The following is a 23,351-nucleotide window of genomic DNA, read 5'->3' as shown; positions in this document are numbered from 1 at the left end:
CCGACGAGGCCCCGGCGTACACCGCCGGGGCCTCGTTTCGTTATGCGTCGAAGACGCGATCGAGCAGGTGCTCCACCAATTGTGGTGAGCGCGCGGCGTAGTCGTTGTCGGTGAGCATGCCCTGGGCGAGTCCGCCGAGCGTGAGCAGGATCAGCTCGGCGTCCGCGACGATCGTCGCGTCGTCGGCCTCGTCGCCGCGCGCACGCCGGAGCTGGTCTGCCACTGCGTTCACGATGTATTTCGGCGCCCCGGTCATATCGGCGGCCGCGACGTCGGAACCGGTGAGGGCGGCCGCGTGGAAGATCCCGAGAATTACCGCGTTCTGCCTACTCGCTTCGTCGAGGGGGAGTAGCGCGAGCAGCATCGCGCGCACCACGTCGCGTGGCCCGGACCCCGGGCCCAACGCCGCGAGTTCCCGCCCGAACCGCTCTCCGGAATCGATCACCACCGCCTGATGGGTGGCGACCAGGAATTCCCGTTTTGTCCCGAAGTAGTACTGCACCGACCGCACCGATACCCCGGCTTCGGCGGCGACTGACTGGAACGTGGCCGCGTCGAGCCCGCCCCGCGCGATCACTCGCCGCGCGGCATCGGTGATGACCCCGCGGCGCTCGTCATGGTCGGCCAAACGCGGCACCCTGCCTCCTTCGTCGCTGTCGGCGAAATCTTTATGGTACGCCCATATCACCTATGTGGTACGGTCATATCATCAACGAGGAGCAGGGGTGGTTATGGCCAAGATCGGGCGATTCAAGAACGACGCCGCGCGCGAGGAGTACCTGCGGACCTATCGGGAGCTGGAGAAGCAGTGGCCCGTTTCGTCGGAGATGCTCGACATCCCTACTTCCTTCGGCATGACGAAGGTCCGTAAATCCGGTGCGGGACAAGGTATTCCGTTCGTGCTGATGCACTCGCTCGGCGGTAACAGCCTGATGTGGCGCCACGTGATCGAGGACTTCGCCCGCGATCACGTGGTGTACGCGCCGGAGATGATCGGTGCGCCTGGTCTCAGTGTGCAGACCGCACCGATCGACGAGACGAAGTTCGGTGCCTGGTTGGGGGAGGTGCTCGACGGACTCGGCGTCGAGCGGGTTCACCTGGTCGGCTACTCACAGGGTGCATGGCAGGCGATGGCTGTCGCGACCACTCAGCAGGCACGGCTGGCGAGCCTGAGCGTCGTGGAGCCGAGCGGCACCTTGACCAAGATCAAATGGAGCCTGTTGTGGACGATGCTTCGCGTCGGTGCCCGGCCGACGGACAAGAACCTGCGCGCGATGAACGCACGGCTCAATCCGGGCGTCACCCTCACCGACGCCGAATTCGCCGGTGTGAAGGCGGCTCTCGGGTATGCCCCGACGATCGGCTATCCGAAGATGTTCACCGACGAGCGACTCGCGACGATCACGACACCGACCCTGCTGCTGCTCGGGTCGGAGTCGTTGGTGGTCGATCCGCAACTGGCCGAACAACGCGTGCGCGACAACCTGCCCACCTGCGAGGTCGAGATCTTCCCCGGTGTGGGGCACGGTCTCTTCTATCAGATTTCCGGGCAGGTGACCGCGCGCATCCTGGACTTCGCCCGCCGCTACGAACACATCGACGCGCGCCACGCCGAACAGCTGACCTATCCGGACTGATAATCCGCTGAGAACGGTGCATAGTGGACACCTTGGGGGCGGCTGAGGCGTTGTTTCGGTAAGAGGTCGACGGTGGCCTCCGGAAGGAGTGCGTCATGAGTCTCATCGGAACCCTGCTCGGGTGGGTACTGACGGTGTTCTTGGTGCTGTTGATCGCGCGGATGGTGGTCGACTGGCTCGAAACGCTTGGCAATCGGTCGCCGTGGGTGGGGAAGGTCCGGTCGGTGACCCATGCGGCGACAGAACCGGTGATCGCGCCGGTGCGCAAGGTACTCAAGCCGGTCCGGCTGGGCGAGGTCTCCATCGACCTCGCCTTCACGGTCGTGTTCATCGCCGTGCTGATCCTGCGGGCGGTGGCGTTCAGCCTGTGACCGGCGCACCTTCCACCCGCCACCTGGTGAGCACCGCGCTCACACAGGTGGCGTCGGTGAGGGCGTCGACCGTGTCGGCCAGCGCCGATTCGCGGGCGCGGTGGGTGAGGACGATGAGATGTGCGTCGTCGCCGTGGTGTTCCTGACGCACACGTTCGATGCTCACCCCGTGGTCGGCGAAGATCGAGGCCACCTGCGCGAGCGCGCCCGCGTGATCGGTGACCCGCAGGTTCAGGTAGTAGCGGGTGGGAATGTCGCCGAACGGCGCGACCGGTAGCTCGGCGTAATACGAGGCGCGTGGAGCCCGGCCACCGTTCACGCGGTTGCGCGCCGCACTCACCAGATCACCGAGCAGTGCCGAGGCAGTGGCCCGCGTCGCGTCGCGACCGGAGAACATCAGTCGCCCGGCGCCCTCGGCGTCCACCGTCACCGCGCTGAACGGCGCCTCCACCTGGGCCAGCGGGTGCGCGGCAGGCAGCAGTGCGGGATGCACTCGTACCGAGATCCATTCCTTGCCACCGTCTTCGGGCTCACTGATGCGGGTGCACACGGTCAGCTGACGCAACCGCAACGACAACGCGTCGGCAGCCGCCAGGTCGTGTGCCGGCGCCACCCCGAACTCCTCGAAATGCACATCGGTGACCTCCACCCGGGTATGAAAGGCCAACGTGGCGAGGATCGCCGCCGCGTGCGCGTCGGCCGCGGCGAAGACGCCGAGCACCTCGCGCACGCGATCGCCCGACAGCGACTGCGTGAGCGGCCGGACCACCGGCACCCCGCCCGCAACGGCGGCCTCGAAACACAGATCCGCCCCGAATTCCTCGGCAGCCGACATCAATTCGGCACCGTGCGAGGCGATGAGCGCGGTATTCGCGGTCACCACCGAACGCCCCGCCCGCAATGCGTCGAGGACGGCGTCCAAGCTCTCGGCGGTCGCGGTGGTGTCGACGACGAGGTCGGCCGCGTCCGTGTCGAGGGTCAATCGCGCCCCGGCTCGTGCGCTCAGTTCGTCGGTGGATTCGGCGATGATCCGCACCACCTCCCCGGCCTGCGCCCCGGTGCCGAGCACCGCGACACGCAACGAACGGGAACGAAAGTGCCGAGTAGCCATACGAATTCGCCTAACGCCGAGAACCGCCGAACATCGGAGCCGGCGCACGCGCGCCACCCCCATGCGGCCAGTATCCCGCCAGAAACGGCACGGCGGCACCACTTTTCGCGTCACAAACCGCCCAGCCACGCCCGGATTGCCGGGATACTCGACGGGAGTTACCCGCGAGTACCTCGCGGGCGAGCAGGGAGAGGACAGCGGGATGGCCCTGGTTGTACAGAAATTCGGTGGCTCGTCGGTCGCGACCGCGGAGCGCATCCGCCGGGTCGCCGAGCGGATCGTGGAGACCAAGAAGCAGGGCAACGACGTGGTTGTCGTGTGCTCGGCGATGGGCGACACCACCGACGAATTGCTGGATCTGGCGGGTCAGGTGGCGCCGGCACCGCCGCCGAGGGAGATGGACATGCTGCTCACCTCGGGCGAGCGGATCTCGAACGCGTTGGTGGCCATGGCCATTCATTCCCTCGGCGCGGAGGCGCGTTCGCTCACCGGTTCACAGGCCGGGGTGATCACCACCGGCGCGCACGGCAACGCCAAGATCATCGAGGTCGATCCCGGCCGGGTGCGGCGCGCCCTCGACGACGGCGAGATCGTGCTGGTCGCGGGCTTCCAGGGCGTGAGTCAGGACAGCCGTGACGTCACCACGCTCGGTCGAGGCGGCTCCGACACCACCGCCGTCGCCTTGGCGGCCGCGCTGCACGCCGACGTGTGCGAGATCTACACCGATGTCGACGGCGTGTTCACCGCCGACCCGCGCATCGTCGGCGATGCCCAGAAACTCGACCAGGTCTCCTACGAGGAGATGCTCGAGATGGCGGCGTGCGGCTCCAAGGTGCTCATGCTGCGCTGCGTCGAGTACGCCCGCCGCTACCAGGTCCCGGTGCATGTTCGCTCGTCCTACACCGACACCGTCGGCACCACCGTGTTCGGCTCGATGGCCGACATCCCCGCCGACCAGGCCGTGCTCACCGGAGTCGCGCACGACCGCAACGAGGCCAAGGTGACCGTGGTCGGCGTGCCCGACGAACCCGGTTACGCCGCGCAGGTGTTCCGTGCCGTGGCCGATGCCGAGGTGGGCATCGACATGGTCGTGCAGAACACCGGAACCGGCCGCACCGACATCACCTTCACGCTGCCCGCCGCCGACGGCGACCGCGCGGTCGCGCTGTTGCGCTCGCGTCGCGCCGAGATCGGCTTCGCCGATGTGCGCTACGACGACCGCGTCGGCAAGGTATCGCTCATCGGTGCGGGCATGCGCAACAATCCCGGCGTCACCGCGACCTTCTGTGAGGCACTGGCGGCAGCGGGCATCAATCTCGACCTCATCGCCACCTCCGAGATCCGCATCTCCGTGCTGGTCCGCGACACCGACCTCGACGAGGCGGTGCGCATCCTGCACCGCGCCTTCGACCTGGGCGGGGCGGAGGTGGCCGTCGTGCACGGCGGAACGGGACGCTGACCTGGTTCAGCCGATCGAGGCGGTGAGGGCGCGCAACGCCTCGGCGGTGGCCGGGATGAGCGGCGCCCGTCGTTGCGCGGCGCGGGCGGCCAGTTGTTCCATGATCCGCTCGCGCACCCCCGGCCATTCGTCGCGCAGGATCGAATAGAACGCGGTGTCGCGTACCTCGCCGTCGAGGCCACGGGAATGCGCCCGGCGTACACCGTCGCTGACCGCGCCGAGCCGTTCGATGGCCGCCCGGGAGCGCAGGTTGCGGGCGTCGGCGCGCAGGGTCACCCGGCGCACCCGCCACGTGTCGAAGGCGTGGGTGAGCAACAGCAGCTTGGAGTCGAGATTCACCTGGCCCCCGCGCACGGCGGGGGTGAGCCAGGTGTTGCCGATCTCCACGGCGTCGGGAATCGCGCCGCCGGGGGAGGCGGTGACCGGTTCGGCCGACAGCGGCCAGGTGAGCGGACCCTGCCAGTAGTCGAGGCGGGTGAAGCGGGTGGCGCCGACCACGCATTCGTCACCGATCATGACGATGGCGAAGGCCAGCGCCGAACCCGCCAGCTGGGCGGCCTCGGCCTGGAAGACATACGTGCGCGCTTCCTGTTCGCCGTGCGGGACGACGGTGAACCCCGGTTGGCCACGCAGCGCCTGCGCGGCCGCTGCCAGACCGGGAACGTGGTGGGGTGCAAGGGGTTCCAGCCGTACGATGCGGCCGTCGAGGATAACGGGTGCGGGCATGGTGACCGGCGTCCTTCGTTTGAGAGGGTCGCAGAATCACGAGGCGTGGATCCTCACGCGGCACATGATTCGGCGAAGCGACACGAACGATCCAGCAGCATCGAAAAGAAACTGGATGGACGATAGCCGAACGTGCGCCGTTCAAACACTCGAACGCACCCGTATGTCGCGCGCGTGTGCACGACACGAAATGGGCGCCGATTCCGGTGCCGCCGACTCGCTCCGGTCACAAACCGCTCCGATGTCTGTCTCGAGGCACGTTTACGCACCTCAGAGGCTATAACGGTTCTATAAATCACATCATTGTCGGCTTGCTGGGCAATTGTCCAGAATTGTCGGACTATTCCAGTTCGAACGCCTATTCCTGGGAAATGTAACAACCGTTATCGCTTCGTGTCGAACATCTATTCGATGTGACCCAGATCACATGGTCTGTTATCCTCCGGTTAGACCTGGCACGCTCGATATTGCTGAACGTTAACCGTTTGTGATCACTGCGCGCGCCACCTGCGTGGTTTGACCTACCGGCTGTGTCGGGACGGCCGTCCGGAAGGGAGCTCGTGACTATGAGCAGCATCTACTTCGAACCGAACAGCAATCTGTCAGTTACCAAGCGTGACCGCCACGTCACCGACGACTCCATCGCCCCGCTGGCGATTCCGAGCCTGGTGCTCGGCATGTTCCTGGTCGGCCTCGGCCTGATCGCGCTCCTGCGCCTCGGCGACTGGTTCGCCAACTATGGGCCCGAACTGGTCATTTCTGCCTATGCCCTCTATATGGCGGCGTCCGGTTGGCTGGTGGTCTGGAGCGCGGCGACCGTCCGGTCGCAGCGCGGTCACGGACCGGCCGGGTCGTCCTGATCGTCTCGGCCCGCCGCCGCGAGTGCCTCCGACAGTTCCCGGCGCAGACGCTGCGCCGTTGCCTCGTCGCCCGCGTCGGCGGCCGTGGTGATGTCCTGGCGTAGCTGGGCGATGGTGTCCTGCGAAACCATGAGAATCCTCCTTCAGATGTATGCCGACGACGTGGCGGGCGCCAGGTCGTAGACGGCGTATTCGGTACCGATCACCGGCTGGGCGACATTGCGCACCCGGATTCCGCCCGGGGTGGTGCCGCGTTCGGTGCCCGCGTGGGCGTGACCGTGGACCGCCAGGTCGGCGCCGCACGCATCGATCGCCTCCCCGAGCAGGTAGGAGCCGAGAAACGGGTAGATCTCCGGCGGCTCGCCGTGCAAGGTGTCCGACACGGGCGAGTAGTGGGTGAGTGCGATGGTCACGTCGGTGTCGAGCCGGCTCAGCGCCGTGTGGAGCTGTTGCGCGAGCTCGACTGTGTGGGTCGCGAACTCGCGCATCTGCGGTTCGCCGAAGGCGCTCGCGCACTTGCCGGCGAACCCGCCGCCGAAACCCTTGGTCCCCGCGATGCCGAGCGTGCGTTCACCGATGGTGAGCACCGTCGAGGTGCCCTCGAGCACGGTGATGCCGTGCGCGGACAGCAGCGCGCTCATCTCCTGCTCGCGGTCGCTGTGATAGTCGTGATTGCCGAGCACCGCCACAACCGGGACGTCGAGATCGCCGAACTCGCTCGCCACCACCTCCGCCTCCTCGAGGGTGCCCAGGCGGGTGAGGTCACCGGCGAGCAGCAACACATCCGCGTGCTCTGGCAGCCGTTCGAACACCGGCCTGCACCGACCACGCGAATCCGCGCCGAGGTGCACATCGCCTACCGCCGCTACGCGCATCCCACTCACCTCAGCACTTCCGGTTCGGCCGGTTCGGCGGGTCTGCGTACCCGCACGTCGTTGTGGACCCGCAGGTCACCGATCCGCTCGTGCAGCACGGCCTCCAGTGCCCGCCTGCTCTGAGCGTCGGCGACCTCGCCGGTGAGTACGACGACATCGGAGCGCAGCGTCACGTGCACACTCATCGTCGCGGTCCGCGGATCCTCGGCGAAGGCGCGGCGCAGGTTGGCGACCACGTACTGCGGTGGTTCGGCGGCGGGCGCGGGTGGTACGTGGTGGACGCCGAGGTCGTCGAGCAGCCCGAGAAATGCCCGCGCGTAAGGCGATTCGGCCGTGTCGCGGTGCACCTGAGCCCAGTCGATCTGTTCGCGCAGGGCGCGGGCGACCTCGAGCAGGCGGGTGAAATCGAGACGGTGCGCGTCGAGCACCATGAGTTTGTCGACCAGCACGTCGGTGGCGGGGAGCACCGGTGCGGTCGCCGGGCCGACCGGCATCGACTCGGCACGGTCGAGCAGGTCGTCGTCGACGGTGCGATGGTTCGTGCGGAAGATCAGGTCGACGAGGATCTCGCCGTCATAAACCTTGGTCAGCCAGTTCTCCGGTGGATCGACGGGCCGTAAGCCCTTGGCCGCCAACGCGTCCCGCGCGGCATAGGCGTCCTCGGCGCGGAGGAAGATGTCCACGTCGTGATCGCTGGCCGGGCCGCCGTGCGCGTACACCGCGCAGCCGCCGGCCACCGCGAAGCGAATGCCGTTGTCGTGCAGGGTGTTGACCACACGGGTCAGCGTCTGCAACAGGTCCGAGATCTCGGCGGTCATCAGGCCACCACCTTTCGCCGGGGACACCCCGGGCCCGGCATCGTGCCAGGCCCGGGGTCGGTAGCAGGGGGTCAGCGGCCGCCGTGGCTGTGCTGACCGCCCTCGCGCTTGGCCTCGGTGGGCTGCGCCTGGGCGCCCTTGCGGCCTGCCTCGCGCGGGTCGGCGGAATTACGATCGCCGAAGCTGCCGCTGCTGGCCTGGCCGCCACGGGCCGCCTGCTCCTGGGTGTCGTTTCGGTTGCCGAACTGTCCAGGGTTGTTCGGATCAGGCATGAATGCCCTCCTCGTGTCGTCTGGTCTTCTGGCATGTGGCCGTTGTTCTCGACCACACCGTCGCACTACCCGGCCGCGCGCCGCTCAATCACGGGTACGCCGGTCGGTGGCGGGATTCGGGCGGTGTGTGCCGGGTATGCGCGCAAGGAGGGCATCGGCCCCCGGGCGACGAGGAGCGGTGATGGACGACGATGACGCCGACTGGAATCGACGGGTGCGTGGTGAGAACACCATCCAGCGTCTCGACCGCAACTGGGCCTCCTTGCTGCAGGAACTGCGGGTGCTGCAGACCGGTGTGCAAGTACTCACCGGTATCTTGCTGACCTTGCCGTTCCAGTCCCATTTCGACGCCCTCAGCACGGAATTGCGGGTGGTATACCTCGTCGTCGTCACCGCGTCGATCGCCGCGACCGCCCTGCTGGTCGCCCCGGTGGCAATGCATCGGCTGCTGTTCCGCAGGCACCGGCTCGATGCCCTGGTCACCGGCGCGCACCGGCTCGCGCTGGCCGGTATCGCCCTGCTCGGGGTCGCGCTCACCGGCATCGCCGTGCTGATCTTCGATGTGGTGGCCGGGACCACGGCGGGCATCGTCGCCGGAGTCGTCGCCTCGATCGTGTTCCTCGGTCTGTGGGTGGTCCAGCCGCTGGTCTACCGCAAGGGGCCGGAGACGGACTGAGCTATTCGCTGCTTTCGCGATCTTCCAGGCCAACGGCGTCGGACAGTTCCTGCCGTTCCCTGTCCAGTGCCGGATACTCGTTGCTCAATTCACCCATCAGCGCCGCGAGACCGGCGGCGAGCGCGTTGAGCTTGTGCTGGGCGGCGTCGTCGTTGCGGGCCTGGGTGTTCTGCAGCAACGCCACGAGCAGGAAGGTGACGATCGTGGTCGCCGTGTTGATCACCAGTTGCCAGGTGTCGATGCTCGGGAAAAGGAACACCGAAGGTGCCCAGATCAGGACCAGGGTGAGGCAGGCGGCGAAGAACCAAGCCTTGGACGCGAAATTGCTTGCGCCCGTGGCGAAACGGTCGAAGAAGGGCTTGTGATCCGAGATGTCCGACGGCATCGTCGCGTCGTTCGACTTGTGTCCGGACATGTCGACCACCCACCTTCACCGGGCCGGGCAAAGAACTCTGTGACAGGCGAATATCCGTTTCTCGGGATTTCAACCAAAAGGTCGGTTCGGTTCGGCCGCACCGGGTAAACGCCCGCTGTCCACCGATCCGAAAGAGGTGAAGCATGGCCGTCTGTGAGACGTGTGGCAACGACTACGCGCGCGCGTTCACCGTGAGCCGCGACGGGCAGAGCTGGACATTCGACAGCATCGAATGCGCCGCATCGAAGCTGGCACCCGACTGCGCGCACTGCGGATGCCGGGTTCTCGGCCACGGGGTCGAGGCCGGACAGACCGTCTTCTGCTGCGCCAACTGTGCCCGCCGCGCCGGGCACGACGCCCTCGTCGACAGCGTGTAGGAGGAGCCGTGCACGAGGACATGATCTGGGTGCAACTCACCGTGCCCGCCGGAGTGGACGACGTCTTCGCGGTGCTCGCGGACGGGTGGTCGTATTCGGGCTGGGTTGTGGGCGCCTCGCACATTCGCCGCGTGGACAAGGGCTGGCCCGCGGTCGGTACCCGCATCCATCACAGCGTGGGGCCGTGGCCCCTCGTCATCGAGGACACCACCGAGGTGCGGGCATCGGACGCACCGCACACGCTGGAACTCGACGCGCGGTTGTGGCCGATGGGCGCGGCTGTCATCCGCTTCGAGCTGCGCGAGGTCGCCCCGGCCACGACCGAGGTGCGGATGGGGGAACTGGCCGTGCGCGGGCCGGGCAAGCTCGTCCCACGCGCCGCGCAGGAGTTGTTGCTGACCCCACGCAACCGCGAAACCCTCGACCGGCTGTCGGACCTGGCTGTCGGCCGCAGCCGCGCCGCGGCCGGAGGCTGACCGTCAGGGCTCCAGGTCGGTGAGCGCCTTGCCGCTCGGGATATCGAGCGGCACCGAGACCTGGTCGTGGGCGATCAACCAGCTGCCACCGACCTTGCGCAGGCACAGCGTCGCGCGCACCCACATGCCGTCGGTGACAGCGCCGTCGCGCAGTGTGCCGCGCAGCCTGCCGAAACCGTGCCCGTACGCCACCTCGTTGCCGGTCGTGAAGGTCAGGTCGTGGAACTCGTAGGTCAGGGTGTCGAACACCTGGAATACCCGTGCCCAGTTCGCCAGCTTCGCCGCCCTCCCGCAGTGTTGCAGGGGTGGCTCGATATCGAACGACACGGCGTCGTCGGTGTAGAGGGCGCCGATGCCGTCGAGGTCCTTGTTCCGCAGACACTCGACCAGCCGGTCGATCTGTGCGCGGATCTCGGCGGTTTCGTCGGCGGGCCGCCGCAGCGGTGCCAGGGCTGTGGTCCACGCGACGAGCTGGTCCAGCGTCTTGCGCAACGCGAGGTCGTGGTGCTCGCGCGCGACGAAGGTGGTGGCGTTCTCGAAATCGGTGAGCACGCCGATCGAGACCGAATGGCCGATGTCGGCCATCCCCAGCGTCCCGCACACGGTGCGCAATTGCACCACGGAGCGGGCGCCGCCGTTGACGCCGTACCCGACGAAGGCGACGGTCTTGTCGGTCCATTCCGCGAAGGCGTGGTCGAGGGCGTTCTTCAGGACGCCGGGGACACCGCCGTTGTACTCGGGGGTGACGATGACGAACCCGTCGAACGGTGCGATCCGGGCGGCCCAGGAGCGGGTGTGTTCGTTCTCCGACGGGCCGAACATCGGTGGCGTTGTCTCGTCGAAGTGCGGGAGCGGGTGGTCGCGCAGGTCGACGAGCTCGAATTCGGCGTCGCCGCGTCGCGACGCCGAATCCAGCACCCATCGGGCGACCTGGGCTCCGTTACGGTTGGATCGGGTGCTGCCGAGAATGATGCCGATTCTGATCATGACCTTCCGACGACGCGGACGCCGGAAATGTCAGGCCCTCACAGATCGGGGCGCTGTTTCGTCGGTCATGGTGAGGGAACCGACCGCGAGGAGCCGATCATGACCGACCCCCACCTGTCCGAGGTGATGAGTGAGCGCCGCCAGTTGCTCAATCTCGCCTACCGGCTGCTCGGATCGCTGGCCGAGGCCGAGGACGTGGTGCAGGAGACCTATGCGCGCTGGTACGCGATGAGCGAACAGCGCCGCGCCGAGGTGACCACGCCCGGTGCCTGGCTGACGACGGTGGCGGGGCGCATCTGTCTCGACCTGCTCGGCTCCGCCCGCGCCCGCCGGGAACGCTATGTGGGCGAATGGATTCCGGAACCGGTCCCCGGCCGTTCCGACTTCTTCGGCGGTACCGCAGCGCCCGACCCCGCCGATCGGGTGACGCTCGACGAGTCGATCAGCATGGCCTTCCTCGTCGTGCTCGACTCCATGACCCCCGCCGAGCGGGTGGCCTTCGTGTTGCACGACGTGTTCCGCTACTCCTTCGCCGAAATAGCCGAGGTGGTGGGGCGCACTCCGGCCGCGTGCCGTCAGCTCGCCTCGAGCGCCCGCCGTCGCATCGACACCTCACCGCGCCCACCTGAAACCGCGCGCGCCGAGGTGGTGCGGAATTTCAAACGGGCCTGGGAGGCGGGCGATATCGAGGGACTCGTCGGGTTGCTCGACCCGACCGCGATCGCGACGGCGGACAGCGGTGGGCTGGTTCCCGCCTTCCTGGAGCCGCTGGTCGGCAGCAGTGAGATCGCGACGGCGTGGATCCACATCGGCACGCGGTTGTCGACAGTGGTGCTGGTGGAACGCATGGTGAACGGGCAGCTCGGTCTGGTCGCCGAGGCCGACGGGAAGGTTATCTCGGTCTACTCCTTCGACATCATCGACGATCGGATCAGCCGGATCTGGGTGATGCGGAATCCGGAGAAACTGCGTGCGTGGACAGGCTAGGGATCGTTGCGGGGAACGCGGCCGTCCACGTCGGTGAATCCGTAATCCTCGGCCAGATCGGCGACCTTCCACGCCTTTCCGGTGCGCGCGAGTCGGTCGGGGTCGGCGGCCAGGGCGACAACGGCCCGGCCGGGAAACCTCGGTGTCTCGGCGGCGTTCAGATCGAAGGTTCCTTCGCCGGGCAAGGTCACCAGGCGACGGCCCTGGTCGTCGGCGGGAACCATCTGCAGCAGTTCGGTATTCACGATGCCGGGCCAGAGGGATACCGCGGTGGTCGCGGTGCCGTCGAGATCGTGGGCGAGGTCGGCGGTGAGCCGGTCCAGGGCGGTCTTGGCGACCCCGTACACCGCGTTGTGCAGGTAGCGCTGCGAACCGGGGGAGGAGATATTGACGATCAAACCCTTCGACTCGATCAGCAACGGCGCGGCGAAAACGCTTGCCGCGTAATGCGATCGGACGCCGATGTCGAACGTCTCGTCCCAGGCCGCAGGCGGTACCTCCCAGAATTTGCGGCCGAGCCAGCGGGCGGCGGCGGGGGAGTTGTAGACATTGTTCACCAGCACGTCGAGGCGGCCCTGTTCGGCGCGCACCCGCGTGAACAGTTCCTCGACCGCCCCGTCGTCGCGATGATCGCAGACCACCGCCACACCGAGCCCGCCGAGGGCGGTCACCTCGGCGGCGGTGTCGTGCACGGTGCCGGGGAGCCTGCCCGCGGTGGTCGTGCGACCGGTGACGTACACCGTCGCGCCCGCCGCGCCGAGTTCCTGGGCAATGCCTTTGCCGATGCCGCGGCTGGCTCCGGTCACTACCGCGACCCGTCCGCCGAGAATCTTGGGTGTTCCGCTCATGGCCTCGGGACACTACCTTGAAATAGGAACACGTTCTAGATTCTTGGAGGCGCTGGTGGAACTTCGGCATCGATTCCTGGACGCCGGCGACGTCCGGTTACATGTGACCGAGCAGGGGCAGGGGTATCCGGTGGTGTTCTGCCACGGCTTCCCGCACACCGGCTACATCTGGCACCGCCAGCTCGCGGCCGTCGCCGAGGCGGGTTTCCACGCGATCGCGCCCGATCTGCGCGGCTACGGACGCACGCAGGCGCCCGCCGATGTCGAGGCGTACACGAATGCGGCCGTGATCGGCGATCTGCTCGCCCTGCTCGACGACATCGGCGCGCGGCAGGCGGTTTTCGTCGGCCTCGACTTCGGCGCCCAGCTGGTGTGGGAGCTGTCGTTGCGTGCGCCCGAGCGGGTGGCCGCCGCGGTGGTACTGAACAATCCCTTCGCACCGCGCCCACCCCGCCCGCCGTCCGATTTCTGGACCAAGGCCGCCCAGCGCCACTTCCTGCACCTGTCCTATTTCCAGGAACCCGGCCGTGCCGACGCCGAACTCGCCGAGCGGCCCCGCGAATTCCTGGCCAGGGTCTACTACTCGCTCTCCGGGGACTACCACTACCTCGACACCTGGAAGAACCCGCCGGGGCTCGGCTATCTCGATGTCCTGCCGAAAGCCCCCGATCTGCCGTGGTCCTGGCTCGGTGAGTCCGAATTCGACACCCTCGCCACCGAATTCGAACGCACCGGGTTCACCGGCGGCCTCAACTGGTATCGCAACCTCGACCGCAACTGGCACCTCACCGAGTCGCTGGCCGATCGCCCCGTGACCGTCCCGACCTATTTCCTCTACGGCGAGAACGACCCCGACATGGAGGGGTTCAGCGGCCGCGACCCGCTGGCCACACTGCGCGCCAATGTGACGGATCTGCGTGCGGTAGTGCAGGTTCCGGGTGCGGGGCATCTGGTCCATCTGGAACGCACGGACCCGGTGAACGAGTTCGTTCTCAACGCGCTCGCCGACCTGGCGCCACGGCCGTAGCGGTCGGGTCGGTTCAGCGTGCGCGGTCGTAGACGAGGGCGAGTTCGCCGGATGCGCCGGCGGTGTGGCTGGTCAGTGTCCACCGGGAAGCCGGCAGCCCGTCGGTGAAGAACAGCGCGCCACCCCCGGCGATCTCGGGAACGATCATCAGATGCAGGCGGTCGATCAGATCGGCCGCGAGCAGATCGGCCACGATCGTCGGGCTGGTGTTGACCAGGATGTCGCCGGTACCAGAGCTCTTCAAGTCGGTGATCACCTCGGCGGCGGGTGCGTTCACGACGCGCGTTCGCTCCCAGGGTGATTCGGTGAGCGTGCTCGACAGCACCACCTTGTCCACGTCGACGAGCCACTTCGCGTAGGCGCGGTCGCGCGGATCGGCGTTCTCGTCGGCGGCGACGGTCGGCCAGTAGCCGAGGAATCCTTCGGCGTTGCTGCGCCCGAGGACCGCGGTTGTCGCGTCGGCGTGAATTCCGCTGAGGTAGTCACGGGCGGTTTCGGTGCTCGCGTAAGTGACGATGGTGCCGAGATCGGACGGGCCAGCCGGTCCGTGGTAGCGGCCGTCGAGGGTGAGGCTGATGTTGGTGGTGACGCGGCGAGTGCTCATGATCGGGCTTTCCTGTCGAGGTTGTCGAGGACCTGGGACCAGCCGGTTTCGATACCGGCGATGAAAGAGGCTGCCGCCACCGTGGTTTCGGTGACGACGAGGTCGAGCCGGAATCGGGTCCCGGACCCGTCGGGCTCGAAGGTGAGGGTGTAGTTGCCGGTGAAGGAGACCTCGCCTGCCGCGTCGAGTACCGACAGGTCGAAGACGAGGCGGTGGTGTTCGTCGGCCTCGATGACCCGTCCGGTCGACCGGTAACGCCCGCCGTCGTCGTCGCGGTAGTCGAGCACCACCCGGCCGCCGGGAAACTGCTCGATCCGGCAGTCGGTGATGGTCATCGACGGCGGCACCCACCAATCCGCGAGCAGATCCGGATCCACCCAGTGCCGCCACAGTGCCTCGGGTGCGACTCCGAACGTCCGCTCGAAAGCGAAGCTGCGCCCGTCGGCCCACCGATCATGCTGCGCGGCAGCGGTTTCGGCTTCGATGGCGGCCAGATAGCGCTCCACCACATCTCGCTCGTCGGCGTGCTCCTCGATGGTCGCGAGCATCGCGCGCAACCGCTTGTCGAGCTCCCGCAACGGTCCGGGTTCCACGGCGTAGACCCGGCGCTGCCCGAGCGGGAACACCGAGACGAGGCCCGCCTTGGCGAGGGTTTGGAGGTGCTTGGTCGTCTGCGGCTGACGCAACCCGGTGTGGGTGGCGAGTTCGCCGACCGACCGAGGCCGCTGCGCGAGGAGTTCGACGATGCGCCACCGTGCGCTGTCGCCGAGTGCGGCTGCGATCTCTTCCATGCCCAGAAGTATTCACTGTGAAGAATATTCCTGTCAAGGAATACAACTGTGGCCCCCGGCTTTGTCAGCCGGGGGCCACAATTCGAAAGAGGAGCCGGATCAGTCGCGGAAGGCGTCCTTGACCTTCTCGCCGGCATCCTTCAGGTTGGACTTGGCCTGGTCGCCGCGGCCCTCGTTCTGCAGATCGCGGTCGTCGGTGGCCTTGCCGGTCGCTTCCTTGGCCTTGCCGGCCAGCTCTTCGGCCTTGTTCTTCGCCTTGTCTGCCAAGCTCATGGCATTCCTTCCGGACAGAACGCTCGACCACAGGTGATCGATGGGCCATCCTTGGGACCCACGGGGCGTCTACCCGGGGCCACCGAACACAAACAGGGCCTAGGTGAGAAGGTCGGCCAGATCACCGATCACCACATCGGCGCCCGCGGCGCGCAGGGCGGCCGGGCCCGTGCCGCGATCGACCCCGATCACCCGGAAACCACCCCGACGACCTGCCTCGACGCCCGATACCGCGTCCTCGATGACGATCGTCTCGGCGGGTTCGACACCCAGTGCTCGGGCGGCGGCGAGAAACATCGCCGGATCGGGCTTGCCCGCAAGCCCGTCACGCTCGGCGACGGCGCCGTCGACGATCACCGCGAACCTGCCGAGCAGTCCGGCGGTGTCGAGCACCAGCACCGCGTTGCGCGAACTGGATACCACTCCCATCGGAATCCGGAGCGCCGCAAGAGCATCGACCAGACGCAGCGAGCCGTCGAACACGTCGACCCCGTCGCGGTGCACGATCTCGGTGAATCGCCCGTTCTTCCGGTTGCCGAGGCCGTGCACGGTGGCTGCCTCAGGAACGTCGTCGACGGTGCCGTCGGGTAGTCGCAGCCCGCGCGAGGACAGCACCGCTCGCACACCGTCGATCCGTGGTTTGCCGTCGACGAGGTCGTAGTAGTCGTCATCGGTGAACGGTGCGACCTGTGGGGGCAGGAACTCGGTGAACAGCGTGGTCCACGCGCGGCGGTGCACGGCAGCGGTATCGGTCAGGACCCCGTCCAGGTCGAACAGCACGGCGGCGGCCTGCTGTACGGCCACCCGCTCGGTCACGAGGCGACGCTTTCGGGCGCGCGTACCTCGACGACCTCGCCCGGCCACACCCGCACGGGGTCGCCCCACACGCTGATGGTTTCGGCGGGGCCGTCGCCGATCAACTCGAACCGGGCGTCGTGGTGGCCGAGGTCGACGCGCACCACCCGCCCGTGCCAGTGCACCGAGAACCGCAACCGCTGCCACGACGCCGGCAGCGCGGGGGCGAACCGCAATCCCTCGCGGGTGGCCTGGAAACCGCCGAACCCATGCGTGGCGACCTGCCAGGTGCCCGCCGCCGAAGCGATGTGCATGCCCTCTTCCGTATTGCCCTGATTGTCGTCGAGATCGACGAATGCCGCACGGCCGAAGTACCTTTCGGCCGTGCCCGCCTCGCCCACCCGCAAGCCGACGATGGCATGGATGGAGGGGCTCAGCGACGATTTGTGCAGTGTTCGCGCCTCGTAGAACAAGTAGTTCTGCCTGCGTGTCTCGAGCGAGTACTCCTCGGGCAGCAGGTGCATGAGCATCACCACGTCGGGCTGTTTGAGCAGCGACGTGCCCTCACAGTTGAAGTGGTCGAAACCCGCCGGGTATCGCGGCATGTCGTTGTCGTCCCATTCGGTGATGGGGACGACGGTGCGTTCGAAATAGCCGTCGAACTGCTCGATCACCCCGCAGTCGGGGTCGACCGGCACGCGGATTCGCCGGGCCGCTTCGACCCATTGCTCGGCTTCGGCCGCCGACAGCGCCAACGGTTCAGTAAGGGCGGCAAGCAGTTCCGGTTGTTCGGCGGTCATCCGCCGATAGACCGCCGCAGCCTGTTCCAGGTGCCAGCGCACCAGCCGGTTGGTGAAGGCGTTGTTGTCGACGTGGGAATGGAATTCGTCCGGCCCCATCACTGTTCGCAGCACCAGCGCATCGCCTTCGGGTTCGCATCGCTGTACCCAGTAGCGGGCGGTCTCGAACAGGATCGGCGCACCCTCGGTGAACAGGTACGTCTCGTCGCCGGTGACCTCGGTGTAGCGCATGATGGCGTACGCGACATCGGCGGTGACGTGCAGTTCCTCCTCCCTGGTGTAGAAGCGGCCGGAGCCGTCGTGGGTGTACTGCGGGCATTCCTCACGGCCTGTGTCCGCCGATTCCCACGGAAAGCGGGCACCGGTGGCGCCGTTGTCGGCGGCCACCTCGCGGGCACCGGGCAGGGTGTGGTGGCGGTAACCGAGCAGCGCGCGAGCCGCACGCGGCTGGGTGAACAGGTAGAACGGCAGCAGCATGATCTCGGTGTCCCAGAAGACGTGGCCGCGATACCCTTCGCCGGACAGGGATTTGGCGCCGATACTCACCGTCGGGTCGTCCGGGTTGGCGGCGATGAGCAGGTGATAGACGGCGAACCGCAATGCCTGGGTGACGCGGTCGTTGCCGACCACCTCGCAGTCGGATTCGGCCCACAACCGGTCCCACGCCGCCGCGTTCGCCGCGTTCGCCTGGTCGAAATCGGCGACCCTTGTGACGGTCGTTCGCGCCCGATCATTCGGTGCCGCAGCGGCTTCGGGATCACGGCTGGTGGCGACGCCGACGAATTTGTCGACGCCGACCGTCTCACCCGTCCCCACGGCGAAGTCCACGTCGACCGCGACCGACTCATGAGTGCGCAGCTCCACCCGGCGTTCGGGTGTCGACGGCAATTCAGTGCGCAACGCGTAGGCCAGATCGACGCCGCTGTCGATCGTGCGGCATTCGAGCATTCCCACGTCATCGGTGAATCCGGTTCCGGTGGAACGCAAATGGGTGGACAAAGCCCACTTGTCCCACTTGCGGTCGTACCCGAACTCGGTGTCCTCACGGTAGGTGGGCAGCCGCTCGAGATTGCGCCGGTGCCCGTCGATGCCGGTGCGGATCGTCACCGTTGCCGCGCGATCCAGCGCGGTCACCCGAACCCGCAGGCAGCACAGATCGCGATCGGCCATGCTCGCGAAACGTTCGGTGCGCAGCACGAAGCGCGCACCGTCGGCCAGCGCGAATTCGGTCTCGCGGGTGAGGACCCCGCGGCGCAGGTCGAGCTCGCGGTGATGGCGGAGAACCGACGCCGATTCGGTGTCGAGCCGGGTTCCGTCGGCGAACACCTCGGTGACCAGCCAGTCCGGCGCGTTCACCAGGTCGACGACCGGCGCGTCGAAGGCGTCGTACACCCCGGCCAGAAAGGTGCCGGGCAGCGAGCCGGTATGCCGCTCCTCGAGCGAGCCCCTGGTACCGAGGCGGCCGTTACCGACGGTGAAGATGGTCTCGAAATAATTGGCGCGGTGCGGGTCCCATTCGTTCTCGACAACGATCCACGGGTTCATGGCGGCCCTCCGGGAGGTGATCGAAGGTGCGGATCAGGCGGTCGCGGTCGGATGCTGGTAGCCGGTGGCCTCGTCCATGTCCTCGAGCGATTTGCCCTTGGTCTCGGGCACGAACCTGGCGACGAACAGCAGCGACAGCAGCGCGAACACCGCGTACATGCCGTAGGCGAAACCCAGCGAGAACGTCTTCAGGCTGGGGAAGCTGACCGTGATCGCCCAGTTGGCCGCCCACTGACCGGCGGCGGCGAGCGAGAGCGCCGCTCCGCGAATGCGATTGGGGAACATCTCACCCAGCAGCACCCAGACCACCGGCCCCCAGCTCATCCCGAAGAACACCACGAACAGATTGGCCGCGACGAGCGCGAGGACACCGGGCACACCGGTCAGGTGCGGTTCGAGCACCCCCTCGGCATTGGGCACCTGCGGCGCGGTCCCGAAGCACACCGCCATGGTGGCCAGGGTGATGGTCATGCCGATGGAACCGGTGAGCAGCAGCGGTCTGCGCCCGACCTTGTCGACCAGCATGATCGCCACGATGGTGGTGGCGATATTGACCACCGAGGTGAACACACTGATCTGGAACGAGCTGGACTCCTCGAAACCCACTGCTTCCCACAGCACGTTCGAGTAGTAGAAGATCACGTTGATGCCGACCGCCTGCTGGAACACCGAGAGCATCAGGCCGATCCAGACGATCGGGTAGATCTTGCCCGCGGGATTCTTCAGATCGCGCCACGACGGTTTGGTTTCACCCTCGAGGCTGTGCTCGATGCGGCCGATGGTGACCTCGAGGTTGCGCTGGCCGAACAGCGTCGACAGCACACTGCGTGCTTCGGGAATCCGATGGGTCGCCACGAGGAAGCGCGGGGATTCGGGGATCGTCGAGGCGAGCAGGCCGTAGACCACGGCCGGAACCGCCATCGACAGGAACATCCACCGCCAGGCTTCGAGCCCGAACCACAGCTGCTCGCCCGCGCCGCCGGCCAGATGGGCCAGGACGTAGTCGACCAGCAGTGACAAGAAGATGCCGAGGACGATGGCGAGCTGTTGCAGCGACCCGAGCCGGCCGCGGATGTTGGCGGGGGAAGTTTCGGCGATATAGGCGGGCGCGATCACCGAGGCCACGCCGACGCCGAGCCCGCCGATGACGCGGCCGAGCACCAGCACCCACAGGTCGGGGGCGAAGGCTGTGCCGATCGCGCTGATAAGGAACAGCAGGGCGGCGATCTTCATGACCTTGATGCGGCCGATGCGGTCGGCGATGCGCCCCGCTGTCATGGCACCGGCTGCGGCGCCGAGCAGGGCCGAGGCGACGGCGAAGCCGAGCGCGGCGTCGGCGACATCGAATTCGTCCTGAATCGCGGCGACGGCGCCGTTGATCACGGCGCTGTCGTAGCCGAACAGCAAACCGCCGAGCGCCGCTACCGACGCGATGCGGACGACCTGCCCATTACTGGCGGAGTCGCCGTCCGGTAGGTCCGGCCGGTTGGTTGTCGCGCCACCCTCATGCATCGGTCCGATCCTCTCCGCGGCGAGACGTGTGCCTCGCGGGTCAACCGTGAACGCAGGTCACGGCAGGCCATCCGAATGGAACTGTGTACAGGCGGAACTCTCTGCCGATTGTTGCACTCCCGCAGGCGCACCGGCCGTCACGCGCGCCGCGCCCGGGCGAGCCGTCGTCGTATTCGACCGGCCGAATTCGGGTAAAGCGGGCAACGAGGCCCGGATTGCCGGGCCCTTGCGAAGGAAAGGCGAACGATGACGCTACGGAGGAAGGCCTGCGCCACGGCGCTCGCCGTGGTCGCGCTCGGCACGCTCGCGGCAGGATGTGCCGAGGCGGAGAAGGCGGTCAACAAGGGTGGGGACACCCCGTGCAGTGAATTCACCGCGCAGGACACGGACAAGAAGCGCACCACCGTCACCAAGTTCCTCGAGCAGGAACGCGGCGAGGACGCGCAGATCGATCAGAACACCATCGACCTGTCGATCGGCGCGATCGACCTGATGTGCAGTGCCCAGGCCAACCCGGACACGCCCATCAAGGAGGCCGATCTCACGGGTGCGCTGGTCCCGAAGTAGCCGGATGCGGCACAACGCCGGGGCCGCAGTGTGATTCAGGAACGATGGCGCTGCTCGTAGGCGGCCCGGTCGGCATCGGCGCGACGACGAAGCGCTGCGAAGGCGAGTTCGGGATCGAACCCGTGGCTGACCAGCCGGTGCCTGCGATAGACATACACCAGTGCGACGGTGAAGTAGATCAGCGGCAGATACAGCAGCGCCATCATCGACAACCCGATCCACAGCGGCCCCGGCGTCAACAGGAACAGGCACAGCAGCGGCATCACCGGAACCAGGATGCGCAGCAGATAGCGCCGCGTCGCGCCGGGGCCGGTGAGGTCGGCCAGCACCCAGTCCGACATCGACGGCGGCAGGGTGGCGCCGCCGATGTAGCGCAGGCGCTGCCAGAGGTTCGGGGTGGTCATCGGTTCTGCCTCGATTCCTCGGCGCGGCGTGCGGCCGTGTTCACCCGGCCGAGCACATCACGCAGTTCTTCCAGTTCGGCCAGGCTCACGCCGAGTCGTTGCACCACCGCGGGCGGGATGCGTTCGGCCTCGCTGCGCAGTGCGCGCCCGGCCGCGGTGAGGTCGATCAGGAGGGTTCGTTCGTTGTTCGGGTCGCGGCGGCGGGTGATGAGCCCGGCGGACTCGAGCCGTTTGAGCAGCGGTGACAGCGTGGCCGAGTCGAGCTGGACGGCATCGGCGACGGCTTTGACCGACATCGGCGTCTGGCCCCACAGCGCGAGCATCACCAGGTACTGCGGATGGGTCAGACCCATCGGCTCGAGCAGCGGTCGGTAGACGGCAAGGACCGAGCGGTTGGCCACGGCGAGGGCGAAACACACCTGTCGATCCAGCCGCAGCGGGTCGTCGATCTCGGTCACGCAGCCAGGTTAGCCCATGAACAGTTAGTGCACAAAGTGTCTGTTGTTTGGCTCACTCACCTGCGGGTACCGTCCCAGCACGCTCGTTCACGCCGGTGGAGGAGGATCGCCGTGGGTAGGCCCGCACAGGTACCGACCGTCGGAGTCGAAGAGGAGTTCCTGCTCACCGACCCCGTCAGCGGTGCGCCCGCACCGAAGAACACCGAGGTCGCCGCCACCGCCGAGAAGGCGGGCATCGATCTGCAGCTCGAGCTGACAAGTTGTCAGGTGGAGACCAGCACCGGCGTGCACACCGACATCGGTGAGCTGCTCACCGAACTGCGCACTTCCCGTCGGCGGGTCGCCGAATGCGCCGCACAGCACGACGCCTCCCTGCTCGCCGTCGCCGTGCCGCCGACGGTTCCCGAGGGGTACCCGGTCACCGATACACCGCGCTATCAGCGCATCGCCCGCACCTTCGGCATGATCGCCCAGGAGCAGGGGCTGTGCGGGTGCCATGTGCACGTCGGGGTGCCCGACCGGGCGACGGCGGTGCAGGTGAGCAACCATGTGCGTCCGTGGTTGCCGGTGCTGCTCTCGCTCACCGCGAATTCGGCGATCTACCGTGGGCGCGAGACCGGGTACGCAAGCTGGCGCAGCATTCTGTGGCGGCGCTGGCCGAGCGCCGGTCCACCACCGTATTTCTCCTCGCTGGACGAGTACGAGGCGATCGTGGCCATGATGCTCGCCAGCGGAAGCATCCTCGACAACAAGATGGTGTATTGGGACATCCGCCCCTCGGAATCCTTTCCGACCGTGGAGGTCCGGGTGAGTGACGTGCCCGCCACCGCGGAGGAATCGGCGCTGCTCGCCGCGTTGATCCGGGGGATCGTCAGCACCGCGCTCGATGCGATCGAGCGCGACGATCCCGCCACGGCCGTGCCGAGCGAGGTGCTGCGCGCCGCGTACTGGAACGCCGCACACTCCGGCTTCTTCGGTGACGGGCTCGACCCGATCGAGGGCCGGGTGCTGCCGCATCGCGAACTGCTCGCCGAACTCATCGATCGCATCGGACCCGCGTTGCGCGAGGCGGGGGACTTCGATTTCGTCACGGGAGCGGTCGCGGCCCTGGTCGAGCGCGGGAACGGCGCTTTTCGTCAGATGCGTGCTCTACGCTCGCGACACGAAATAGCCGATGTGGTCACAGAATCGGCGAAAGCCACTTTGGAAGGATGCCCATGAGCCGCCACGTGCAGATCACCTTCGACGCGCACGACCCACGAGCGCTGTCGATCTTCTGGCGCGAAGTGCTCGGTTACGTGCACCCCGGCCCGCCCGGTGTCGAACTCCCGGCGGGTGCCGACCCGCTCGCCGCGTGGGACGAGTTCCTCACCCGCATCGGAGTGCCTGCCGAGGAACACAATTCGCGCGCGGCGATCGAGGACCCCGACGGGGAAGGCCCGCGCGTGTTCTTCCAGCGGGTGCCCGAGGACAAGGTGGCCAAGAACCGCGTCCACCTCGACGTGCGGGCCGCGCCCGGCCTCCAGGGCGAGCAGCGCATGACCGCCCTGGAAGCCGAATGCGAGCGCCTCGTCGCCCTCGGAGCCACCCGCCTGCGGCGTTTCGAGCCGGAACCACCCATGAGCGCCGGGTTCATCGTGCTGGCCGATCCCGAGGGCAACGAGTTCTGCCTGGACTGAC

The 23,351-nt window shown here is 67.4% G+C and carries 30 protein-coding genes; 12 read left to right on the top strand and 18 right to left on the bottom strand.

What is annotated here, in order from left to right; all coding sequences use genetic code 11:
- Positions 1-40: 40 nt before the first annotated feature.
- Positions 41-637, bottom strand: coding sequence for a TetR/AcrR family transcriptional regulator (locus AB0F86_RS11560; protein WP_225279270.1), 597 nt, complete (start codon positions 635-637; stop codon positions 41-43).
- Positions 638-731: 94 nt separating this feature from the next.
- Between AB0F86_RS11560 and AB0F86_RS11555 the strand changes: the two genes are divergently transcribed.
- Positions 732-1,637, top strand: a complete 906-nt coding sequence (locus tag AB0F86_RS11555) for an alpha/beta fold hydrolase (protein ID WP_356983698.1) — start codon at positions 732-734, stop codon at positions 1,635-1,637.
- A gap of 95 nt (positions 1,638-1,732) precedes the next feature.
- A complete protein-coding gene (locus AB0F86_RS11550) occupies positions 1,733-2,008 on the top strand; it encodes a YggT family protein (RefSeq protein ID WP_181698635.1) in 276 nt (91 codons plus the stop codon).
- On the opposite strand, the gene AB0F86_RS11545 is transcribed toward AB0F86_RS11550, so the two are convergent.
- On the bottom strand, positions 1,998-3,119 hold the full coding sequence (locus tag AB0F86_RS11545; protein WP_181698636.1) for an ACT domain-containing protein: 1,122 nt from the start codon (positions 3,117-3,119) through the stop codon (positions 1,998-2,000). The genes AB0F86_RS11550 and AB0F86_RS11545 overlap by 11 nt on opposite strands.
- A gap of 202 nt (positions 3,120-3,321) precedes the next feature.
- Between AB0F86_RS11545 and AB0F86_RS11540 the strand changes: the two genes are divergently transcribed.
- Positions 3,322-4,578, top strand: a complete 1,257-nt coding sequence (locus tag AB0F86_RS11540) for an aspartate kinase (protein WP_181698637.1) — start codon at positions 3,322-3,324, stop codon at positions 4,576-4,578.
- Positions 4,579-4,584: 6 nt separating this feature from the next.
- On the opposite strand, the gene AB0F86_RS11535 is transcribed toward AB0F86_RS11540, so the two are convergent.
- Entirely contained in the window at positions 4,585-5,304 is a 720-nt protein-coding gene (locus AB0F86_RS11535) for a GNAT family protein (RefSeq protein WP_181698638.1), read from the bottom strand.
- A gap of 566 nt (positions 5,305-5,870) precedes the next feature.
- On the opposite strand from AB0F86_RS11535, the gene AB0F86_RS11530 reads away from it, so the two are divergent.
- Positions 5,871-6,164, top strand: coding sequence for a hypothetical protein (locus AB0F86_RS11530; protein ID WP_181698639.1), 294 nt, complete (start codon positions 5,871-5,873; stop codon positions 6,162-6,164).
- Here the strand turns inward: AB0F86_RS11530 and AB0F86_RS11525 are convergent.
- The 4 genes from AB0F86_RS11525 to AB0F86_RS11510 form a co-directional block, all read right to left on the bottom strand.
- Complete coding sequence (locus AB0F86_RS11525; protein ID WP_157104676.1) at positions 6,140-6,295, bottom strand: hypothetical protein; 156 nt, start codon at positions 6,293-6,295, stop codon at positions 6,140-6,142. The genes AB0F86_RS11530 and AB0F86_RS11525 overlap by 25 nt on opposite strands.
- A 12-nt stretch (positions 6,296-6,307) precedes the next feature.
- Entirely contained in the window at positions 6,308-7,039 is a 732-nt protein-coding gene (locus AB0F86_RS11520; RefSeq protein ID WP_356983694.1) for a metallophosphoesterase, read from the bottom strand.
- 5 nt (positions 7,040-7,044) lie between these two features.
- The gene (locus tag AB0F86_RS11515; protein ID WP_356983692.1) at positions 7,045-7,857 is read right to left on the bottom strand and encodes a BON domain-containing protein; all 813 of its coding nucleotides are present in this window, start codon (positions 7,855-7,857) and stop codon (positions 7,045-7,047) included.
- Positions 7,858-7,928: 71 nt separating this feature from the next.
- Positions 7,929-8,129 (bottom strand): hypothetical protein, encoded by a 201-nt coding sequence (locus AB0F86_RS11510; RefSeq protein ID WP_067988858.1) that lies wholly within the window; start codon positions 8,127-8,129, stop codon positions 7,929-7,931.
- A 181-nt stretch (positions 8,130-8,310) separates the two neighbouring features.
- Between AB0F86_RS11510 and AB0F86_RS11505 the strand changes: the two genes are divergently transcribed.
- Positions 8,311-8,805: a DUF6328 family protein gene (locus AB0F86_RS11505; protein ID WP_181698642.1), complete on the top strand. Its 495-nt coding sequence runs from the start codon at positions 8,311-8,313 to the stop codon at positions 8,803-8,805.
- A gap of 1 nt (position 8,806) precedes the next feature.
- Here AB0F86_RS11505 and AB0F86_RS11500 read toward each other — a convergent pair whose 3' ends face one another.
- A complete protein-coding gene (locus tag AB0F86_RS11500; protein ID WP_356983691.1) occupies positions 8,807-9,220 on the bottom strand; it encodes a low affinity iron permease family protein in 414 nt (137 codons plus the stop codon).
- 143 nt (positions 9,221-9,363) lie between these two features.
- Between AB0F86_RS11500 and AB0F86_RS11495 the strand changes: the two genes are divergently transcribed.
- Together AB0F86_RS11495 and AB0F86_RS11490 are read left to right on the top strand one after the other, a co-directional pair.
- The gene (locus AB0F86_RS11495) at positions 9,364-9,597 is read left to right on the top strand and encodes a hypothetical protein (protein WP_067493989.1); all 234 of its coding nucleotides are present in this window, start codon (positions 9,364-9,366) and stop codon (positions 9,595-9,597) included.
- Between the two features lie 8 nt (positions 9,598-9,605).
- Positions 9,606-10,073: an SRPBCC family protein gene (locus AB0F86_RS11490; protein ID WP_308017117.1), complete on the top strand. Its 468-nt coding sequence runs from the start codon at positions 9,606-9,608 to the stop codon at positions 10,071-10,073.
- Positions 10,074-10,076: 3 nt separating this feature from the next.
- Here the strand turns inward: AB0F86_RS11490 and AB0F86_RS11485 are convergent, their stop codons facing one another.
- A complete protein-coding gene (locus AB0F86_RS11485; RefSeq protein WP_356983688.1) occupies positions 10,077-11,060 on the bottom strand; it encodes an NAD(P)H-dependent oxidoreductase in 984 nt (327 codons plus the stop codon).
- A 99-nt stretch (positions 11,061-11,159) separates the two neighbouring features.
- Here AB0F86_RS11485 and sigJ point away from each other — a divergent pair, with 99 nt between their 5' ends.
- Complete coding sequence (sigJ, locus tag AB0F86_RS11480; RefSeq protein WP_356983687.1) at positions 11,160-12,047, top strand: RNA polymerase sigma factor SigJ; 888 nt, start codon at positions 11,160-11,162, stop codon at positions 12,045-12,047.
- Here sigJ and AB0F86_RS11475 read toward each other — a convergent pair.
- Entirely contained in the window at positions 12,044-12,895 is an 852-nt protein-coding gene (locus AB0F86_RS11475; RefSeq protein ID WP_181698645.1) for an SDR family NAD(P)-dependent oxidoreductase, read from the bottom strand. The two genes, sigJ and AB0F86_RS11475, sit on opposite strands and share 4 nt — an antisense overlap.
- A 55-nt stretch (positions 12,896-12,950) precedes the next feature.
- On the opposite strand from AB0F86_RS11475, the gene AB0F86_RS11470 reads away from it, so the two are divergent.
- Complete coding sequence (locus AB0F86_RS11470; RefSeq protein WP_356983684.1) at positions 12,951-13,922, top strand: alpha/beta hydrolase; 972 nt, start codon at positions 12,951-12,953, stop codon at positions 13,920-13,922.
- A 13-nt stretch (positions 13,923-13,935) separates the two neighbouring features.
- On the opposite strand, the gene AB0F86_RS11465 is transcribed toward AB0F86_RS11470, so the two are convergent.
- The 6 genes from AB0F86_RS11465 to AB0F86_RS11440 all read right to left on the bottom strand — a co-directional run bounded on the left by AB0F86_RS11465 (position 13,936) and on the right by AB0F86_RS11440 (position 20,242).
- The gene (locus AB0F86_RS11465; RefSeq protein ID WP_356983682.1) at positions 13,936-14,526 is read right to left on the bottom strand and encodes a dihydrofolate reductase family protein; all 591 of its coding nucleotides are present in this window, start codon (positions 14,524-14,526) and stop codon (positions 13,936-13,938) included.
- Positions 14,523-15,317: a metalloregulator ArsR/SmtB family transcription factor gene (locus AB0F86_RS11460; RefSeq protein WP_356983680.1), complete on the bottom strand. Its 795-nt coding sequence runs from the start codon at positions 15,315-15,317 to the stop codon at positions 14,523-14,525. The genes AB0F86_RS11465 and AB0F86_RS11460 overlap by 4 nt, the downstream gene beginning before the upstream one ends.
- A 99-nt stretch (positions 15,318-15,416) precedes the next feature.
- Complete coding sequence (locus tag AB0F86_RS11455; RefSeq protein ID WP_067494014.1) at positions 15,417-15,590, bottom strand: CsbD family protein; 174 nt, start codon at positions 15,588-15,590, stop codon at positions 15,417-15,419.
- Positions 15,591-15,689: 99 nt separating this feature from the next.
- Positions 15,690-16,406, bottom strand: coding sequence for a beta-phosphoglucomutase family hydrolase (locus AB0F86_RS11450; protein WP_356983679.1), 717 nt, complete (start codon positions 16,404-16,406; stop codon positions 15,690-15,692).
- Positions 16,403-18,730, bottom strand: a complete 2,328-nt coding sequence (locus AB0F86_RS11445) for a glycosyl hydrolase family 65 protein (protein WP_356983677.1) — start codon at positions 18,728-18,730, stop codon at positions 16,403-16,405. Before AB0F86_RS11445 ends, AB0F86_RS11450 begins: the two co-directional genes overlap by 4 nt.
- 33 nt (positions 18,731-18,763) lie before the next feature.
- Positions 18,764-20,242, bottom strand: a complete 1,479-nt coding sequence (locus AB0F86_RS11440; protein WP_181698651.1) for a sugar porter family MFS transporter — start codon at positions 20,240-20,242, stop codon at positions 18,764-18,766.
- A 246-nt stretch (positions 20,243-20,488) separates the two neighbouring features.
- On the opposite strand from AB0F86_RS11440, the gene AB0F86_RS11435 reads away from it, so the two are divergent.
- Entirely contained in the window at positions 20,489-20,809 is a 321-nt protein-coding gene (locus AB0F86_RS11435; protein WP_356983675.1) for a hypothetical protein, read from the top strand.
- A gap of 35 nt (positions 20,810-20,844) precedes the next feature.
- On the opposite strand, the gene AB0F86_RS11430 is transcribed toward AB0F86_RS11435, so the two are convergent.
- Together AB0F86_RS11430 and AB0F86_RS11425 are read right to left on the bottom strand one after the other, a co-directional pair.
- Positions 20,845-21,213 carry a DUF5313 family protein gene (locus tag AB0F86_RS11430; RefSeq protein ID WP_356983673.1) on the bottom strand — a complete coding sequence of 123 codons (369 nt, stop codon included), beginning with the start codon at positions 21,211-21,213 and terminating at the stop codon, positions 20,845-20,847.
- Positions 21,210-21,671: a MarR family transcriptional regulator gene (locus tag AB0F86_RS11425; protein ID WP_356983671.1), complete on the bottom strand. Its 462-nt coding sequence runs from the start codon at positions 21,669-21,671 to the stop codon at positions 21,210-21,212. The genes AB0F86_RS11430 and AB0F86_RS11425 overlap by 4 nt, the downstream gene beginning before the upstream one ends.
- A gap of 111 nt (positions 21,672-21,782) precedes the next feature.
- On the opposite strand from AB0F86_RS11425, the gene AB0F86_RS11420 reads away from it, so the two are divergent.
- Positions 21,783-22,892 carry a glutamate--cysteine ligase gene (locus AB0F86_RS11420; protein ID WP_356983669.1) on the top strand — a complete coding sequence of 370 codons (1,110 nt, stop codon included), beginning with the start codon at positions 21,783-21,785 and terminating at the stop codon, positions 22,890-22,892.
- A complete protein-coding gene (locus AB0F86_RS11415; RefSeq protein WP_356983668.1) occupies positions 22,889-23,350 on the top strand; it encodes a VOC family protein in 462 nt (153 codons plus the stop codon). The genes AB0F86_RS11420 and AB0F86_RS11415 overlap by 4 nt, the downstream gene beginning before the upstream one ends.
- Position 23,351: the final 1 nt, after the last annotated feature.

Source organism: Nocardia sp. NPDC023733, from assembly GCF_040639775.1.
Lineage (GTDB): Bacteria > Actinomycetota > Actinomycetes > Mycobacteriales > Mycobacteriaceae > Nocardia > Nocardia rosealba.
Note: the sequence above shows the minus strand (reverse complement) of the source record. Positions and strands in the feature narration are given on the sequence as shown.